Source organism: Planktothrix sp. PLAVEN19ND, assembly GCF_057220675.1.
The window spans coordinates 773,770-792,900 of the sequence record NZ_CM170132.1 but is presented as its reverse complement, the minus strand read 5'-3'; the positions used below and the strand labels follow the sequence as shown (position 1 = coordinate 792,900).

Annotated in this window: 9 protein-coding genes; 6 read left to right on the top strand and 3 right to left on the bottom strand. The window is 40.3% G+C overall.

Features of this window, described 5'->3' with window-relative positions; genetic code table 11:
• Window positions 1-15 precede the first annotated feature (15 nt).
• The 3 genes from AC2D3N_RS03570 to AC2D3N_RS03560 all read left to right on the top strand — a co-directional run bounded on the left by AC2D3N_RS03570 (window position 16) and on the right by AC2D3N_RS03560 (window position 4,062).
• Window positions 16-663, top strand: a complete 648-nt coding sequence (locus AC2D3N_RS03570) for a PAP/fibrillin family protein (RefSeq protein ID WP_484692801.1) — start codon at window positions 16-18, stop codon at window positions 661-663.
• Between the two features lie 61 nt (window positions 664-724).
• On the top strand, window positions 725-2,077 hold the full coding sequence (locus AC2D3N_RS03565; protein WP_484692800.1) for a DUF58 domain-containing protein: 1,353 nt from the start codon (window positions 725-727) through the stop codon (window positions 2,075-2,077).
• Complete coding sequence (locus AC2D3N_RS03560; RefSeq protein ID WP_484692799.1) at window positions 2,074-4,062, top strand: transglutaminase-like domain-containing protein; 1,989 nt, start codon at window positions 2,074-2,076, stop codon at window positions 4,060-4,062. The genes AC2D3N_RS03565 and AC2D3N_RS03560 overlap by 4 nt, the downstream gene beginning before the upstream one ends.
• Window positions 4,063-4,082: 20 nt before the next feature.
• Here the strand turns inward: AC2D3N_RS03560 and AC2D3N_RS03555 are convergent, their stop codons facing one another.
• Entirely contained in the window at window positions 4,083-4,460 is a 378-nt protein-coding gene (locus tag AC2D3N_RS03555; protein WP_484692798.1) for a PH domain-containing protein, read from the bottom strand.
• A 314-nt stretch (window positions 4,461-4,774) separates the two neighbouring features.
• On the opposite strand from AC2D3N_RS03555, the gene AC2D3N_RS03550 reads away from it, so the two are divergent.
• Window positions 4,775-7,108 (top strand): VIT domain-containing protein, encoded by a 2,334-nt coding sequence (locus AC2D3N_RS03550; protein WP_484692797.1) that lies wholly within the window; start codon window positions 4,775-4,777, stop codon window positions 7,106-7,108.
• A gap of 101 nt (window positions 7,109-7,209) precedes the next feature.
• Here AC2D3N_RS03550 and AC2D3N_RS03545 read toward each other — a convergent pair whose 3' ends face one another.
• Window positions 7,210-16,182: a CHAT domain-containing protein gene (locus tag AC2D3N_RS03545; protein ID WP_484692796.1), complete on the bottom strand. Its 8,973-nt coding sequence runs from the start codon at window positions 16,180-16,182 to the stop codon at window positions 7,210-7,212.
• 153 nt (window positions 16,183-16,335) lie between these two features.
• Here AC2D3N_RS03545 and pyrE point away from each other — a divergent pair, with 153 nt between their 5' ends.
• A complete protein-coding gene (pyrE, locus tag AC2D3N_RS03540; RefSeq protein ID WP_079676612.1) occupies window positions 16,336-16,962 on the top strand; it encodes an orotate phosphoribosyltransferase in 627 nt (208 codons plus the stop codon).
• Window positions 16,963-17,107: 145 nt separating this feature from the next.
• Window positions 17,108-17,623 carry a hypothetical protein gene (locus AC2D3N_RS03535; RefSeq protein WP_079676611.1) on the top strand — a complete coding sequence of 172 codons (516 nt, stop codon included), beginning with the start codon at window positions 17,108-17,110 and terminating at the stop codon, window positions 17,621-17,623.
• Window positions 17,624-17,650: 27 nt separating this feature from the next.
• Here the strand turns inward: AC2D3N_RS03535 and AC2D3N_RS03530 are convergent, their stop codons facing one another.
• The gene (locus AC2D3N_RS03530) at window positions 17,651-18,871 is read right to left on the bottom strand and encodes a M20 family metallopeptidase (protein WP_079676610.1); all 1,221 of its coding nucleotides are present in this window, start codon (window positions 18,869-18,871) and stop codon (window positions 17,651-17,653) included.
• Window positions 18,872-19,131: the final 260 nt, after the last annotated feature.

Sequence of the window (19,131 nt, the reverse complement as noted above, 5' to 3'; positions counted from 1 at the left end):
ATAAATTAAATCACCATGGAAATGCTATTAACCCAAACCGAATTAAAACAACAATTAATTACTAAAATTAAGTCGATTCAATCCCAACTGGGCGGAATAGAAGGAACTCCCGTCACCAACATTAAAATTAAACCGGATCTTGCTCAAGAAATCGAGGCGATGGTCATTCAATTAGAGGCGAAAAACCCCAACTATCGACCCTTACTGTTTAAACCATTATTGTTAGATGGAGCTTGGCTACTGCTCTATTCTACAGCCCGAGAAATTCGTAATTTAGCCTCACTTCCTTTAGGGTTAAAAGTCGGAAAAATCTATCAAATTATTGATGTTGCTTCCGGTAGTTTTTTGAATCAAGCCTTCGTTAAACATCCATTAGGATTAATTTCTGGGTATGTGAAAGTAACAGCTAATTTTGAAATTGTTCGTGATGATAATAACTTACCCAATAACCGCCTAAATGTTTATTTTCAACAACGTTATTTAGCCATTTCTAATATTGTAGGGGTTAAAACCCCTCAACTGGAACCCGCCCGGGTTGTTCCCGCCCGAAATCCAGTTGGGCGTATTCCGAGTTTAGAAATTACTTATCTCGATGAAACCTTCCGTATTGGTCGAGGAGGAGATGGGAGTTTATTTGTTTTGATTAAAAGTGAATTACCATAATCGCAGCAGGTAGACGCTGACACTGGCAAACTCCGATGTTAAATCACTCAATTAAGGAGAAATGAAAAGGTTATTTTATCGCCTATTTTATTTCAGTTATGCCGTTAAACAATCCCGCCGAAAACGATTTACAACTCGTGGGTTAATCGTGCTTTCGGGTATTGTAGTGACGGCTTTTTTGGGGTTAGATACTAACCAAAGTTTGACCTATCAAATATTTACCTTTCTCGTCTCTCTCCTGGTGGTTGCTCGGATTTCGGGTCTAGGGTTTCGGTTCCGTTTTAATGCCACTCGAACTTTACCTCGATTTGCCACGGTAGGTATCCCGTTTAAATCTCGTATTACTATTCATAATAACACCAATAAAACTCAAATAGGATTGCAAATTGTTGAAAATTTTGCCGATCCTCGTCCGACTTTACAAGAGTTTATTGAAACTCCCGAACCCTCAGAAAAACAGCGAAATTTTGTTGATCAAATATTAGGTTATTATCGCTGGTTATGGTTAATTGATCAAAAACAATATGCCCTAGAAAAACCCCAGGATTTGCCTTCTCTGCCCCCTCGACGTTCAACGGAAATTGAGATGAATATTCTACCCCGTCGTCGAGGGATTTTGCAATTCACCTGTTTGACCGTTTCCTGTGCTGATCCTTTCGGTCTTGTCAACGCCAGAAAGACAATTTCTTTACCCCAATCTTTATTAATTCTTCCTGCATTTTATCAGGTTCCACCGATTAAACTTCCCGGGTCAAAACAATATCAATCCGGTGGTGTTAGTCTCGCTTATTCCGTGGGAGATTCGGAAGAATTTAGGGCTTTACGAGATTACCGTCCGGGGGATTCTTTAAGAAAAATTCATTGGAAAAGTTGGGCAAAATTAGGCAAACCAGTTGTGAAGGAGGAACAGGATGAGTTTTTTGTCCGCCATGCTTTAATTTTAGATACCTTTCACCCTTTAAAGTATAGTGAATGTTTGGAGGAAGCGATCGCCATTGCTGCTTCGGTCGCCTATGAAATTCAAACTCAAGAATCTCTTTTAGATTTAATGTTTGTGGGTCATGAAGCCTATTGTTTTACCTTTGGTCGAGGGTTAAGTCATACGGACAAAATGTTAGAAATTTTAGCCTCGGTTGTCTGTTGTCAGGATAAAACCTTTGATTCTATTATTCCGATTATCATGGATAGGGTTTCTCTAATTAGTGGGTGTATCTGTATTTTTATTGATTGGGATGAACACCGCAAAACCCTAATTAATTATCTCAATAGTATGGGGATTCATACTTTAGTTTTAGTTGTGACAGATGAGCAAAATTCTGAACAATTGCTTAATTTAGAATCTCTCAATAATAATTTTACGACTTTTTATCCATTACATTTAGGCAAAATCCAAGAGGAGTTAATGCAATTATGAAAACCCCAGCTTTGCTGTTAGGTGCAACGTTAATTTTTTGGGGATGGCAAACGGGGCTATTAATTTTTGCCCTACCTATGGCTTTAATTCTTGAAGGTTATCGCTGGATTCAGTGGCGATGGGATGTGTCCTCAGAGGATATTAAAAATATAGAGAATTTTTGTTTAATTGTTGTGGTTTTAGTGACCCTGGTTTTGATTCTAAGTAATCGCTCAATTCAATTTATTTATACGCTTTTACAATGGCTTCCCATACTTTTTTTCCCCTTGGTCATGACTCAAACCTATTCTGTTAGCGATTGCATTAATATTCATAAACTCTTTTTATTCTTAAATATTTTCTCCTCATCGAAAAACACTGAAGGTTTTTATCTCAATTTAACCTATCCCTATTTTGTCCTGTGTCTGATCTCGACCAGTGCAGCGAATCTTCAAAATTTATCGTTTTATGGGGGGATGTTTATTCTGGTAGCAATTCCCCTATTTTGGGGTCGATCTAAACGATTTTCTCCTTTAATTTGGACAGGGTTAATGATAGGAGTAGGAACTTTAGGTCTGGTTGGATTTGTCGGACTCCATCGCCTCCATTTAACCTTTGAACAAGCGGTGATCGAACAATTAAGCGGTCTATCCTCCCAGGATGCTGATCCCTTTCAAAGAAGAACAGCCATGGGTGATATCGGAGTATTAAAACTTTCTAATAGCATATTTTTTAGAGTAGCTACAGAGGAGAAACAAACAACACCTATTCTGCTGAGACAATCTACCTATAATAAATATAATTTATCGACTTGGTTAGTCACTAATCCTGAATTTCAGTCGATTCAATCGGCTCAAAATTCAACCACTTGGCTATTAACAAAACCCTATCCAAACCATTCTCAAATCACAATTTCTGGACAGCTACAGGAGGGAAAAGGCTTGTTAAAACTGCCCAATGGAGCATTTCAAGTGAATCAATTACCTGTTTTAAGTTTAGAAAAAAATCAATATGGGACAGTTAAAGTAGAAGGTAAACCCGATTTAATCTCCTATCAAATTCTATTCAATTCTAGTGTTAATCTTGATAGTCCCCCCACGGAAGCGGACTTACAAATTCCCAATTCAGAAAAACCAGCTATTGCTCAAATTGTCAAGGAATTAGATTTAAAAGGAAAATCTCCTCAAGAGATTTTAAAACGGGTTCAGGATTTTTTTGATAATAGTTTTAATTATTCTTTGCAATTACTAGGACAAGACCCAGAGACCACATCACTCTCTACTTTTTTACTCAAAAATCGATCAGGACATTGTGAATATTTTGCCACAGCTACAACACTTTTATTGCGGGAAATGGGAATTCCAGCCCGTTATGCGATTGGGTTTTCCGTGAGTGAATTTAGCCCATTAGAGAATCAATTTATTGTTCGAGGTCGGGATAGTCACGCCTGGACTTTAGTATATTTAGATGGGGTTTGGCAAAATTTTGATACCACTCCGGCGGGATGGTCTGCTTTTGAAGATGCTGCTGCACCTCCATGGGAATTGATTACCGATATCTGGTCTTTTTTGGGGTTTCAATTGACCCTATTTCTGAAATATATTCAAACCATAAATCTGTTAAAATATAGTGGGTTATTAATGATTCCGGTGTTGTTAATTGTTGGGTTTCAGGCTAAAAAACGAGTCCATCGTTTCAAGTCTAAAAAAATCCGATCACAACCTATTTTACCCGCTCCCAAACCGGGTACGGATTCAGACTTTTATAGAATTGAGAACTCCCTGAATGAGTTGGGTTTTTTTCGTCATCCCTCCGAGTCTTTAAAATCTTGGATGAAACGATTAAAACGGGAGTCACCTCAAAACCCGTTAATGAATGATTTATCCTCTATGGTTGAACTTCATTATCGTTATCGTTTTGACCCTGAAGGAATTAATCAAGCGGAAAAACAAAAATTAAACGAGATGATCGAATCTTGGTTAAATAGTTATCAAAAACTCGATTAATGACGTTCTAAAATTGTGGTTTACTTCAAAACATAATAGGCTAAAACACTTTGAACCTCATAGATATTTAACCTTCTGTTAAACTCCCGTTCTATGGGGGTAGAACTTCCCGATATCCAGATTTTTAATTCAGCATCAAGGTCAAAATGCCCTGATGTTTCAATGCTAAAATGAATAATACTCCGGTAAGGAATAGAGTGATATTCAATTTTTTTTCCCGTAATTCCTTGTTTATCAACAAAGATTAATCGTTTATTGGTGAATACAATTAAATCTCGCACTAACTGATAAGCTCTTTCTACAGACTCACCCTCTGCTAAAAGTTTTACCAGTCCCGCCTGTAGCTTTTCAGAATCGATTTCAGATGCGTTACCTAATATACCATCCATTAATCCCATAATTGATCTCCTAACTCAAATTAAATAATGTGTTTTTTACAAGTTAAGTACCTACACAAAATTATTTGCACATCCGATTTCTTGCTCTCTATTTGTTTCAATGGCTTTAGGGCAACGAGCGTGTGTAATTAATTTTGTTTACTTACTTATGTCTATTATAGCTGTATTTTTGGGTTTCTGCACAGACTATTTCAATCTGTAGAATAGATTATTTTAGTTAAAATATTGAATCTAAAATTAATATAAAATAATCCCTGTTTCTAATAAAGCGGATTTATACTAAAAACAGTTAACAAAATGGAGGTCATATTTCCATGCCTCAAACCCTTAAAAATCAACCGGGTGGATTATACATACAAACCCTTGACCAACAACCGATCACCTTTCCCCTCAAACATACTAAGGTTATTGCTAAAATTAGCGGGAATCTGTCCCGGGTAGAAGTCACCCAGAGTTTTGAAAATCCCTTTTCCACAACTTTAGAAGCGGTTTATATTTTCCCTTTGCCCGATGAAGCCGCCGTTGATGAAATGTTAATTAAAATTGGCGATCGCATCCTGAAAGGCAATATTAAAAAACGGGAAGAAGCCCAACAAATTTATGAACGAGCCAGACGACAAGGACGCACCGCCGGACTCTTAGAACAAGAACGGGATAATATTTTTACCCAATCTCTGGCTAATATTCAACCCGGTGAACAAATTGATGTGATTATTCGTTATTCGGATAGTCTGAAATTTACCCGGGGAAACTATGAATTTGTGTTTCCCATGGTAGTTGGCCCCCGTTATATTCCGGGGACGGCGATCGCACCCCCAAATCAAGATACGGATTTAGTCCCCGATGCCTCTCGTTTAAATCCGCCGATTTTGCCGGAGGGAATGCGATCGCGCCATGATATTAATATAACCATTGAACTTGATGCAGGAGTGCCGATTCGAGCGATTGATTCTCCCTCCCATCAACTTCAGATTGACCATACCGGACAAAATGCCCGCATCACCTTAGCAGAGGGGGATACCATCCCCAATAAAGACTTAATTTTGCGGTATCAGGTCGCGGGCAAACAGACCCAAACCACGGTTTTAACCCAATCCGATGAACGGGGGGGACATTTCGCCGTTTATCTGATTCCAGCGATTGAGTATGGGACGGATCAGATTATTCCCAAGGATGTGGTTTTTCTGATTGATACCTCGGGTTCTCAATGGGGTATGCCACTCATCCAATGCCAGGAATTGATGCGACGGTTTATCCAGGGATTGAATCCAGCAGACACCTTTAGTATTATTGATTTTGCCAATACGACCCAACAGTTATCTCCGATGCCGTTGGAAAACACACCCCAAAATCGTGCTCAAGCCTTGCAATATATTAATCAGTTAAATGCCGATGGAGGTACGGAACTCTTACGCGGCATTCAGGCGGTTTTGAACTTCCCTGTGGCCGATGTTGGGCGGTTACGGACGGTGGTGTTGTTAACCGATGGATATATTGGTAATGAGAATCAAATTCTAGCGGAGGTCAAGCAGCATCTTAAACCCGGAAACCGCCTGCATAGTTTTGGGGTGGGAAGTTCGGTTAATCGCTTTTTGATCAACCGGATTGCTGAGTTGGGGCGAGGAATTTCTCGGATTATTCGTCATGACGAACCCGTGGAGCCCGTGGTCGAACAATTCTTTTCTCAGATTAATAACCCAATTTTAACGAGTATTCAGGTATCTTGGCAAGGAGAGGGAGAAAAACCCGTTATTTATCCTACTCTAGCACCGGATTTATTTGCAGAACAACCCTTAGTCTTATTTGGGAAGAAACCCGATGACAATTCTGGGGTTTTGCAGATTCGGGGTTCTGTGGCTGGGGGTACGGTTTATCAACAGGATTTTAACCTGAATTTTCAACCGGGGGGAAATCCAGCCGTAGCTCAACTGTGGGGACGATCTCGGATTAAGGCGTTGATGAATCAGATGGTACAAGGGGATACAAAGAGGGGAGTGGAGGCGGTGACGGACACGGCTCTCACTTATCAGTTATTATCTCAGTATACAGCCTTTGTGGCGGTGAGTGATGACGTGCGGGTGAATCCCAGTCAGGCTTCTGTCTCGGTGCAAGTCCCTGTAGAAATGCCGGAAGCGGTGAATTATCGGGGGATTGCATCTAATCATCTTAAGTTGAATCAATTCCCCGGGTCATCGGCGTCGATGAATACCGGAGCATTGGAGAGCCCAGAATTAGAAGATGATGGGGGTTTCTATGATCTTTTCGATCAACTCCCCGGGTCATCGGCGCCGATGAATACCGGAGCATTGGAGAGCCCAGAATTAGAAGATGATGGGGGTTTCTATGAGCTTCCATGTCCTGTTTTAAGGTCTTTAGAGATAGTCAGTGCGACGGGATTAGATGAAGAAGCGATCGCTTTTTTAACTCAACATTTACAATCAATTGAAATTCCAACAGGAATTACAGGTAATTTAGTGTTTGAGTTAAAGATTCATAAAGGACGAGTTAAACAGGTGATATTAGATGAAGAAGGTTCTACTATTCAGGATGCTAAAATCATTGAATTAATTCGGCGATCGCTCCTAACCTGGAAACCGAATCAAACTGACCCCATCACTGTTGTTTTAACTTTGAAAATTGAGGGTTAATGTTAATAAGGGCGGGTTATTTTAGATATGAGTTAATCACCGCGCATCTTGATGAACCCGCCCCTACAACTGATAACTGATAACTGATGACTGACAACTGATTACCAGGGACTTCCTATCATTGTAAATCCTGACCAATAATAGGGATGGGATAGGCTGGTAATATTGGATTCTGTGAGATCTGCCGGGATAGGAATAGTGCCAAAAGTTGTAATTAATTGCTCATTTTCGATGCGAGTTTTGCCTTGAATCATCGAAATTTGTGCGTCTTGTAAAGCGATCGCTTTAATGGGAGCCTGCTTCAAATATTCATAAAACTCACTCATTAATCCTAAAGTTCCCTGGTCACTCACATACCATAAACTTGCTAAAGCCGATTTAACTCCCGCTTGCACCGCTAACCCGGCAAACCCTAATTCTGACCGTCGATCTCCTAATGCTGTTCGACAAGCACTTAAAGTTAATAATTCCACCGTGGGATTATCCCAACCCAAGTTAGGAAGTTCCGTTAAGGGTAATTTTTCATTCCATAATTGAATAAAAGAATTACTTGGAGATCCGGTTTTAAAATCAGCGTGGGTGGCTAAATGAATCACTTTAAAATCCAATCTACGCCGTTGGGATTTCAGATTATCTAGGGTGAAACGCTCGTTTAAGAATTTTTCACCAGGCCAAATTTCAGTAATATTTTGGAGTTCAACTGGAACCGCCGGAAGTGGGTTTTGTTGTTGAAATTGACTAGCTCCCATTGCCAAAACTTCTGCTTGAACTAGGGATTGATACCGAAAGTCAATTAAGCTGGTACTCGGGATTAAACTAATCGCATATTTTTCAACTAAAAATTGTTGACCATCCCATAAAACTGCCATCGGCAAACTCCGTAAACCCGCATCTAGGGAGAATAGAATTGTAGAAACTCCTAATCTTTTCAAATCATCTTCTATCGGTTGAACCATCCATTGATAAAGTTGTTGCGCTGGAACTTGATAACTAACACTATCACGTTTTCTGGGGTTAGTAATTTCGCTTTGTAATTCTCGAACAACGGGGAATAATTTTTCTTTGGTGGCTTCAGGAACGCTATGTCGCAGGGGTTTACCGGAGGAAGGAACCACAATGATTTCTAATTGATCTTCCCTAGAAACAATATAAACAATCGCATAAACCTGTTTAGTTTTTATCTCCAATTCTTTTAACAATTGTTGAACTTCTAAACGATTTAATGGGGTTCCTTGGACTCCTAAATATTGTTGAAATTCTTGATTTCTTGACTGTTCTAATGCTAAAAAGGTAGAATCTAAATTATCAAAGCTAAAAGCAATATCTACCGTTGATAAAAGCTCCTGGGACAGAAAGTTATTATTATAATTAATAATAACTTCAGGAGGAGTTTGTTTCTGTTCTTGTTCTTGGTTATTAGGAGGAATTAATATATTTTGTTGCAGGATCACTCCTGTATCAATCAAGGGTTCGTTTCCACTAGGACTAGGGGGAATAATATTAGGGGCGTCATCGGTTTCAATGGCAATATTTCCCGATGTAAACGAACCTTCAAAACTTTGGGGTGGCAGAATGCTAAAGTCCCCTGTGGTAATGGTGGCGGCAGTTCCATTCACTGTTAAGTTACCTCCGATTTCAAAGGGTGCAACGGGAGGATTCAGTGGCCCTCCAGCGTGACGCAGGTTAATCGAACCCCCACCCAGACGTCCCGCCGTGGAGATACTGGCGGTTCCCGTGGGGGAAAATTTGGTGGGGAAGGAGTTAGTAGCACGGAAGTAGCCTTGGGTGGATTCGGCAAAAACGTTACCCCCGCGACCGTTGGGGGATTCGGCGTTAATAAATTCCACCTGAACATCATTAACCGGGTCGAGGAAAACGTTACCCCCCTGGGTTTGACCTTGGGTATCAATTTGTCCGGTGGTAATGGTGGTTTGGGCTTTGACCGTAAGGTTACCGCCCGTCGAACCCGATGTCAGTATATTCCCAGTTGTAACACTTCCGGTTATGGCTTCTAGGGAAATAGTTCCGCCTTGACCATTGGGGGATGAACTATTTAAGGTATTAGTAGTAATATTACCCCGGGGGGTACTTAGGGAGATTTCCCCACTATTAGCGTTGGGAGATGAACTATTGAGGGAATTAACCGTAATATTCCCGTTGCGGCTATTGAGGGTAATTCCTGGGGATGCAGTAATATCGCGGGTGGTAATATCATTATTGGCGGTGACTACAACCGTACCATTACTGAGGGTATTAGCATTAAAGTTAACTAGATTACTCGCATTAATACTGAATCCCCCTGACCCTAGGGTAATGGGGGCGTTAGCTTGGACGGTTCTAGCGGTAATCCCTAAACCGTTGAGGGGAGATTCGGTGGTAAAGGTATCTAAATTTACATCATTATTCCCCGCATTAAGGGTTAACTTTCCTTGTCCAGCAAGGGTTGAACCGATAAAATCAATCGCTCCGTTACCAATACTAGTATCTAATGTAACTAAATCTCCAGAAATATTAACGGTATTTACGGAGGAAAAGTTAAGTCCGGCGCTGGTGTAGATATTGCCAAACAGGTTAAGGGCGTTTGCCTGTTGAAAAATTAATCCACCTATGGGGTTATTATTATTACCAACGGTATTCAGGGAAATTGTTCCGTTTCCGGCGTTGAGCGTGAGGGTTGGGGAACCCGTTATCGAACTATTATTAAACAGGATATTACCATTATTTCCAGCAGTATTAATCGTAATTGAATTTTCGAGTTGCGTTCCTCCTAAAGCGTTACCAAAATCAACATTATTATTGGTAGTTAAATTTCCCTGTAGGGTCGTGAGTCCGGTGGTATTCACTTGCAAACTAGACAGGGGGTTACTATCACCCACACTGGAAAAAATAATATTACCACTCCCCGCATTTAGAGTTAAGTTACTATTTCCATTAATAGAATTATTAAAAATAATAGCCCCACTATTATTAGTCCCCGATGAAGTTAGGGTAATTTCAGGGGATGCTAGTTGTACAGGACTATTATACTGTTGTTGACTTCCAGTTCCATTATTACTCGAAGTATTAATATTGCTATTTAAAATAATTGGATTATTTCCAGTGTTTAAATTCAGGGTTCCCGCTGCACCAGAAATTGCACTGGTATTAACTTCTCCTAAATTGAGGGTTTGGGGGGTACTAATGGTAATATTTCCCCCATTATTCGGGGAATTGGTATTCAGAATACCGGGGTTTGTCGTAATATTTCCCGCGGAACTATTGAGGGTGATGGGTTGACCGTTGGTGGTGATATTTCCGGTAATAATATTATTGGTTGCGGTGATTTCAACGTTACTACCATTGGTGGTGATAACATCTTGGGGAAGGGTGACAGCATTACTAGAATTAATCCGCAAATTTCCCGTATCCAGGGTAATAGGAGAATTACTATTAACGGTTTGGGCATTAATTTCTAACCCTCCCAGGTTGACCGTATTATTAAATTGAATATTGCCATTTCCCGCTTGGAGAGTTAAACCATTATTATTAGAGGGAATACTATTAATTGTATTGTTGAAAATAATATTTCCGCTTCCGACAGTTCCCGAGGTATTTAGGGTAACAGGTTGATTTAATTCAACGGGATTATTTAAGGTTAAATTACTACCCGTCCCGCTATTTCCCGAGGTATTAATAGTTCCGGTTAGCGCAATCTTTTCTCCCGTCACCGTTAGAGTTCCAGCTTGGTTAGTTTGGGTACTGGTATTAATTTCCCCTAGGGTAATATTAGCAGGGGTTGTAATCGTAATATCACCGCCATTGCTATTATGAGAACTGCTATTAATAATTCCAGCACTGCTATCAATAGTGCCCGTATTGCTATTTAATATAATAGCTTGACCTTGGGTGGTTAGGTTAGCGGTGGTGATATTATTTTCAGCATTAATATTAATAGTGGCGGTATTCGTAGCGGTAATAGGTTGGGTTAAATTAACAGTTTCACTGCTATTGATATTAACTCCTTCTCCTGTAACATTAATTTCCCCATTACTGTCAACCTCTCCACCGGTTAGATTTAAAGTATTTAGGGGATTTGTTGCGCCGATATCTTGATTAATATTAACCCTTCCCGTCCCTGCTTGTAGGGTTAAATTAGCACTCCCTGAACTATTACTATCAACGGTATTGTTAAAGGTAACATTTCCACTTCCGGCGGTTCCAGATGTGGTTAAAGTAATGGTATCGGCATCTAAAATTACCGGAGAATTAAAGGTCATATTATTCCCCGAACCAATAGTAGCAGAAGTATCTATATTATTAGTTAAATTAATTGTATTTCCGGCAAGGGTCAGGGTTCCCGCTTGACTGGTTCCTAAATTAGATTCTGTACGGGTATTCACTGCACCCAGGGTTAAATTTTGGGCTGCATTCAGGTTAATTTCTCCCCCGTCTTCGGTGGTTGAACTACTATTCAGAATACCCGATGTAGTATTAATATTTCCGGTATTACTGGTGAGAGCAATTCTTGACCCATTACTAATAATATCTGATGTGGTAATATCTCCGGTGGCACTAACATCAATAGGACTATTATTAGCGGTTATGGTATCCCCTAAATTAACATCTTGAGTCGCATTAATATTAATTCCCCCATTCTCTACCCTGACAGTGGACTGAGTAACCACATTTCCGCTATTAATAGTTAAGGTTTGTAGAGGAACATTATCCCCTATTGCTTGATTAAAAGTGGCATCTCCTGTTCCAGTTTCCAGGGTTAAACTGTTACTCCCCGCATTACTATCACTATCCCCATTAATTGTTCCATTAAAGGTAACATTCCCACCGCTATTATTTCCCCTGGTTGTGATTGTAACCTGGGATTCAGGTAGAATAACATTAGCATTAAAATTAATATCACTTCCTTGACCTTGGGTCGCTGAAGTATTAATATCTCCCGTTAAATTAATGGTATTATTTCCTGAAGAAATATCGAGGGTTCCGGCTTGACTATTGCTAGAATTAGAGGCGGTACTGGTGTTAATATCCCCTAGGGTAATTGTTCCCGAGGCGTTGAGGGTTTGGTTGCCCCCATTATTATCAGAAGCACTGCTATCTAAAATGCCAGCTTGGGTATTAATTTCCCCATTGGTACTGGTTAAATTAATCGTTTCACCTCCGGTAATTAGGGTTCCGGTATTGATGGTATTAGTAGCAGTTAAATTAACCGCACCTCCAGTTATGGCGGTGGAAAGACTATTTAATGTTCCGGCGGTGGTATCAATATTATTACTACTTTCTAAGGTAATATTTCCCCCGGCGGTGGTCATATCCTGAGTGGTAATATTTCCCGCAGCTAAAATATTAATAATGCCGTTATCGGTCGTTAAAACATTCGCCAAATTCACCTCTCCCCTGGCATTAATGGTTAACCCAGAGTTTGCCAGATTCATCGGTGCTATACTATTAATAGTATTTCCCGTTAGGGTTAAACCATTTAGGGGAATAAGATTACCTACACTATCATTAAAATTGATATTGCCCGCTTGCAGAATTAACGTATTACTTCCCGGGGTAATCCCATTAATTGTATTATTAAAAATAATATCCCCACTACCTGTACTGCCAGTGGTATTAAAAGTAATAGTCGGTTGGGCAATTTGTAGGGGGGCAGAAACCGTAATTGTATTTCCCTGACCTGTGGTGGCGGAAGTATTAATATTATCAGTTACCGTAACACTATTATTAGCAGAAGTTAAACTAACACTTCCTCCTTGGGTGTTTCCACTCGCATTAATAGCACCAACCCTAATATTACCCGCCGCATCAATAGCAATATTTCCCCCACTACCCTGACTAGAACTACTATCAAGGGTTCCAAAACTACTATCAATATTTCCTTCGCTACTTTTGAGAGTAATGTCACCCCCGGCATTGGTTAAGGAATTAATCAATAAATCTCGATTTCCTGATATTGTGATACTTCCTAAACCCGTGGTAGTAATGGGGGTATTTTCTCCAATAATTACACTATTTGTATTTTCGCCATTATTCACACCATCGATTAAAATTGACCCCGTATTACTTTGAATTTGACTCCCTCCAAATATTCCCACCGCCCGACTCTGGGCAACTGCCCCACTGCGACCTTGAATATTAATATCCCCACTCCCCAAACTATTAATTTGAGCGGTATTAATTAAAAGAATCCCATTATTATCGCCCCCAGTCCCATTCCCAGTTCCAGTTAAATTAATGCCCCCGGTTCCTGATGATTGAATTAGACTATTTCCTAATAAAATACCCTGTCCACCCAAAGAAGATGAACTCACGCCAGTTAAATTCAGATTTCCATTAAAAACCTCAATTCTAGGGTTATCTAAAATAAAAATACCATGACTATCGGGAGTCTGACTACTACTACCCACTAAAGTAATATCTCCGGTTCCCGTAGCAGTAATATTTCCGCCACCAAAAAGGGCAATTCCATGACCACTATTTCCGGTAGCACTACTAAGTCCATCTAAACTAATATTCCCAGTTCCCGTTGAAACAATTTCGCCTCCATCCCCAATAAAAATTCCTGGACTTGAAGCTAAACCCCGCCCCAAACCATTAATTGAAATATTACCATTGGTAGTTTGTACCTGTGCATTGGCAATAAAAATTCCCTCGCTAATGTTACCCTCACCACTCACCCCCGATAGATTAATTGTCCCGCTTCCGGTGGTGGAAATAAGAGTGCCATTCAAGATAGAAAGACCATCATTATTATTTCCCGTGGCGTTATTATTTCCATTTAAGTCAATAATTCCCGTCCCCGTAGAAGCAATATTACTCTCACTCAGATAAACCCCCACACTCCCATCGGTTCCGGTGGGAGTTCCTGCTATTTGAATTGTGCCATCAACGGTTAAAATATTGCCTTGGCTCAAATTTACCCCAAAACTATTTGATCCATTTTCGCTATTTCCGGTTAAGTTAATATTCCCTGTTGTGCTTTGTAATGTGGAATTATTATTAATTAGAATCCCAATATTATTTGTTTGAAGTCCTTGACTATTACCAATAATATTAATGGTTCCTGTCTCTGATTTAATCGTAGATTGGTCTAACCAAACTCCTACATTTGTATCGGTTTCTGTACCACTAGTTCCGGTTAAATTAATATTGCCATTCCCAGAATTTAAGCTACTATTGGTCAGCAGAATCCCATGATTAAAAGGTTGGTTATCAACACCAATTCCATCTAGGGTGATGTTTCCCCCTAAACTATTAATTTGACTATTATCAATCCAAATCCCAGAACGAAAAAGCGAATTTCCTCGACCCGTTGCGGTAAAAGATCCTCGGTTTGTATCAATATTTGCATTACGAATAAAAACAGAACCACTATTATTTTTGTCAAAATCCGCATTAAAATTGAGATTTAGTTTATCATTATCATTCGGGATACTATCACTAATTGTCTGTCCATCCAGAATAATATTCCCGGCCGCATTTAAGGTTAAACTTCTTTCTCCCCCAATTCCATTAAAATCTAAGGAAGTTTGAAAGGTAATATTCCCATCTTGGGAATTGCTTCCCACATCTCCGGTTTCTACAACAACATTCCCTTCACTCAGGGCTGATTTTAAGACAAAAACACTTAATCTCGCATTATCATCGCTGGTATTAAATAGAAATTCACCCGTGGGTAAAAGATTTTCATTCAGGTTTGTATTTCCCCCCGTATCATCAACAATATCAATATTATTCGGGTCAAGTAACCAAGTTCCTCCTAACCCAGCAGGGGCAGAAATATTGGGGGCGGCGTTAATATCTAAAATACCGCGACTACTGGTTTCAACAAATCCCCCATTGCCACTTTGCATTCCTCCCTGCACTTGAATTGAACCATAAACTTGAGTTAAGTCCTCTGACCAAACAATAACTTGTCCACCATTTCCTGTGTCTAAAGCATTAGCATTGATAAAAGAATCGGGACTAATAAAGGTTTTTTGTGCCTTGGGAAAATCCCCGAGTCCTTTATAGTCTCCCCCGATTAAAACCGTTCCTCCTCCGGTTAACCCAGAGGCATTTAAGGTACTATTAATTAAGCCGATTCTTTCTCCAGTTAAGGCTAAGTTTCCCCCTAGTTGGGTCGGGGAACTTACATCAATAGTTCCTGATAAAATTGTAGTTCCAGGTGTGGTGGGAACCGTAATTCCCGAAGCAGTTAAAACAACCTGTCCCTGTTCATTGACCCTAACTTGACTTGCATTCACTGAATTTCCTCCGGTGAGTAATTCAGGTAGGGATAGGGGGGTAAAGGGGGAATGATTTTGAGGAATATCTGAGGTTAATTCTAAATTTAATAGGTGTCCGTCCTGGGAAAGTCGAACTAAATTTTCCCCCGTTACCGACGCAATGGCAATATTCCCGGCGGGGGCAGAAATTGTTCCAATATTTAAAACCGTTCCTGCTAATAAGGTTATATTCTGCCCCGGGGAAACCGTGAGATTTCCTAAATTAACTAAACTCCCAGGATTTTCGGAATTAAATACAAAATCCCTGGGAGTTCCGACTAAGGTTTGCCATTGATTTTCCCCGATAGATTGGAACCAATTTTGATTCCCAAATCCAATCGAGCTTGCCGTTGTCGCGGTAAAAGAGGCGGGAATATTTAAACTAGCATTTTCCCCAAAAACAATTCCCGCTGGATTGATCAAAAATAGGTTGGAATTTCCGCCCGTAACTTGAATTAACCCATTAATAAAAGAGGCTTCTCCCCCGGTAACTCGTCCTAATATATTCTGAATATTGGGATTAGAAATAAAGTTCAGAATCTGACCTTGAGAAAGTCCTAACTTTTCAAAACTATGGAATAAATTTGCTCCATTTCCCGATAAACTGCCACCATTAATATTAAACTGATTTCCCTGCTGGGTGACTTGGGTTCCGGTTCCATCCTGTGCCGGAATAATAGTTTGTGCCGTGATTGCATTGGGAAATAGGCAAACCAACAGTACCGATGGAACCATGACCCGGGGAGTGAATAGAACCGGAATTTGTGCACAAGGTTGCAACTTGGGGAGGCGCGTTTGTTTCCGATTCATATTTCTAACCTATCCAGAGAAACTTGTCTCTATCCTAGGCTGATTTTTTCTAAATGGCAACTCTTAATCTTGATAAGAAATCATAAATCTTTATAAAATTTATCAACTTCTATAGTAAACTAAGAAAATGCACTCAATCCCTTCTAATCATCAATGGATCAACATCAACATCCGGTAATTCTGAATCAGTCTGTCGCCACAACGGACTTAGCAACCCTGCGCCATTGGCTACTGGATTTATTTTGTCAGGTCGCTTATAAAGAAGGAGATTTTATACTTTCTTCCGGTCAACCGAGTTCCTACTATATTAATGGGAAACAAGTCACTTTACACCCTCATGGCGCTTTAGCCATCGGCCGTTTGTTATTAGCAATGTTACCCGAAGATACCCAAGCGGTGGCCGGATTGACCCTCGGTGCTGACCCCATGGTCTCGGCGGTAAGTGTGGTTTCTGCCTATGAAAATCGGCCAGTTTTTGCCTTAATTGTTCGCAAGGAAGCCAAAGGACACGGAACCCAGGCCTATATTGAGGGGCCAACTTTACCCCCGGGTGCCCAGGTGGTAGTCCTGGAGGATGTAGTGACCACGGGACAGTCGGCGATGAAAGCGGTCAAACGCCTACAGGATGCGGGATATCAAGCCCATCATATTATCGCTTTAGTAGACCGACAACAGGGGGGCGGGGAACTCTATCAGCAGGAAGGCTTAGAATTTCAGAGTCTATTTACGATAGATGACTTAAAAGCCCATAATGCTATAGCCCTAGGGAACAGGGAATAGGGAACAGTAAGCAGTGAAAGGGTTTCAGAACTCAAAAGTGTCCTAACTGTAATGCGTAGCACTATAGTAGCAATTGTGCCAGAATATGATATCCTCCTGAATACTTTCAATTTCGCGACGTACCATCCCTTCCCAAAAATTATCGATGAACAGCAAACATTTAATCTTGCCTGGATTTGCGCTTTTGTTGGGTACCGTATTCCTGGGGACTGCGGTTGCTAGGGAACTCACCGCAGATGAGAAAACAGTCATTTGTAAACTCAAGGAAGTAGTTAAGGATGCGGGGAGAGACGGTTTTGAATTAGCATTTTGGCCAATTGTCCGCAAGGGGCCAGCGAAAGCAAATGCTCCTCTAACCATCAGACTTGATCCTGCAATAGAATATTTATTTGTGGGCTACTGTGACGAAAATTGTACCGATGTAAATTTAAGTATTAAAACTCTGGATGGGAAGGTTTTACAATCAGAAAAAGATACATTATCTGTGATGCCATTTAAACCTCCGGCTGCTAATATTTATGAACTCAATCTGAATATGACCAGTTGTACCACAAAGGACGGATGTGTTTATGGCATTGGTATTTTAGCGCCGAAAGGAGTTCAGGTTCCCCATGCTCCATCCTTACCCAAAGATATTGCTAAATTTGAGTTTTGCAAATAAAAATAATCAGTCATCATTTATCAGTTATCAGAGTTTTGAAATACAGAATTTTTCCACACACCGCACAAACATTTCTACCCCCATAGCTAAGACAGTTTCATCAAAATCAAAACGGGGATGATGATGGGGAAAAGCCAAATTTTTGTCCGCATTTGCCGAACCCAAAAAGAAATAACAACCCGGAACAGTTTGGAGAAAATAGGCAATATCTTCCGCTGCCATGGTTTGGCATTCTGGCACAACCCCCGCCGGAGTTTCCACTAAAGTTTCCGCCACACTTTGTACCAACTCCGTGATTCGTTTGTCATTAAACACGGTCGGATATAAAGAGGCATAATTAAGTTCATAACTTGCTCCATGACTTTGGCAAATTCCGGCAATAATTTGTTCAACTCGACTTCCAAAAAATCCCTTATAGGTAGGATTAAAATAGCGCACTGTCCCCAACATTTTCGCACTATCAGCAATCACATTATCGGTTTTTCCCGCCTGAAGGGAACCCACACTAACAACGGCGGCATCTAAGGGATTAACATTGCGAGAAACAATGGTTTGTAGGGCTAAAACAATATGGGAAGCCACAACAATTGAATCAATAGTTTGATGGGGAATCGCACCATGTCCGCCCTTTCCATAAATTGTACATTGAAATTTTTCTACCGCCGCCATTAACGCCCCACTACGGACTCCCACAGTTCCCAAGGGTAAATTATTCCATAGGTGTAACCCAATTAAAGCATCCACATTCGGGTTTTTTAAAACCCCCGCCTCAATCATCGGTTTCGCACCGCCGGGCCCTTCTTCGGCGGGTTGAAAAATAATTTTAACTAAACCTTGAAAACTCTGACGATGATGGGCTAAATAATAGGCTGTTCCCAATGCGATCGCCGTATGACCATCATGACCGCAGGCGTGCATAATTCCCTGATGTTGAGATTTATAGGGAACATCATTTTCCTCTTGAATGGGTAAGGCGTCTAAATCAGCGCGAATCGCTAAAACTGGCCCAGGTTTTCCACTATCAATAATAGCCACAATTCCGGTTTTAGCAATTCCGGTTTCATGCTCAATTCCCCATTTTTTGAGTTTTTCGGCAACAAATTCCGCCGTTAAAGTTTCCTTAAATCCTAATTCGGGATACTGATGTAAATGGCGACGCCATTCGATTAACTGTGGCTGTAAGTTACGAATATCTAGTCGTAGTCGTGAGAGATTAACGGAATTTAAGCAGGGAATTGTAGAAACCATCGGTATGCGGAAAATCTGAAAAATTTATTAAGGATTAAAACTTATTATAACATTATTTTAATATTTGTAGGGGCGGGTTTTGAATTAATCTTTCAATTGTATAAATCATCTACCTAAACCCGCCCCAATTATTACCCAATAAATTCCTGATTAACTGAAGATCAATGGTGGGTTTGGGCGGGTTTTTTCAGATTATTTCTGCTTAACCTAAATTCTGACAGAACCCGCCCCTACGGTTTATTGGTAACTTTAAAATTAGA

Bases quoted from the DNA above. Each gene is read 5' to 3' on its own strand.
- AC2D3N_RS03570 (WP_484692801.1), top strand. From the start codon at position 16: ATGGAAATGCTATTAACCCAAACCGAATTAAAACAACAATTAATTACT.
- AC2D3N_RS03565 (WP_484692800.1), top strand. From the start codon at position 725: ATGAAAAGGTTATTTTATCGCCTATTTTATTTCAGTTATGCCGTTAAA.
- AC2D3N_RS03560 (WP_484692799.1), top strand. From the start codon at position 2,074: ATGAAAACCCCAGCTTTGCTGTTAGGTGCAACGTTAATTTTTTGGGGA.
- AC2D3N_RS03555 (WP_484692798.1), bottom strand. From the start codon at position 4,460: ATGGGATTAATGGATGGTATATTAGGTAACGCATCTGAAATCGATTCT.
- AC2D3N_RS03550 (WP_484692797.1), top strand. From the start codon at position 4,775: ATGCCTCAAACCCTTAAAAATCAACCGGGTGGATTATACATACAAACC.
- AC2D3N_RS03545 (WP_484692796.1), bottom strand. From the start codon at position 16,182: ATGAATCGGAAACAAACGCGCCTCCCCAAGTTGCAACCTTGTGCACAA.
- pyrE (WP_079676612.1), top strand. From the start codon at position 16,336: ATGGATCAACATCAACATCCGGTAATTCTGAATCAGTCTGTCGCCACA.
- AC2D3N_RS03535 (WP_079676611.1), top strand. From the start codon at position 17,108: ATGAACAGCAAACATTTAATCTTGCCTGGATTTGCGCTTTTGTTGGGT.
- AC2D3N_RS03530 (WP_079676610.1), bottom strand. From the start codon at position 18,871: ATGGTTTCTACAATTCCCTGCTTAAATTCCGTTAATCTCTCACGACTA.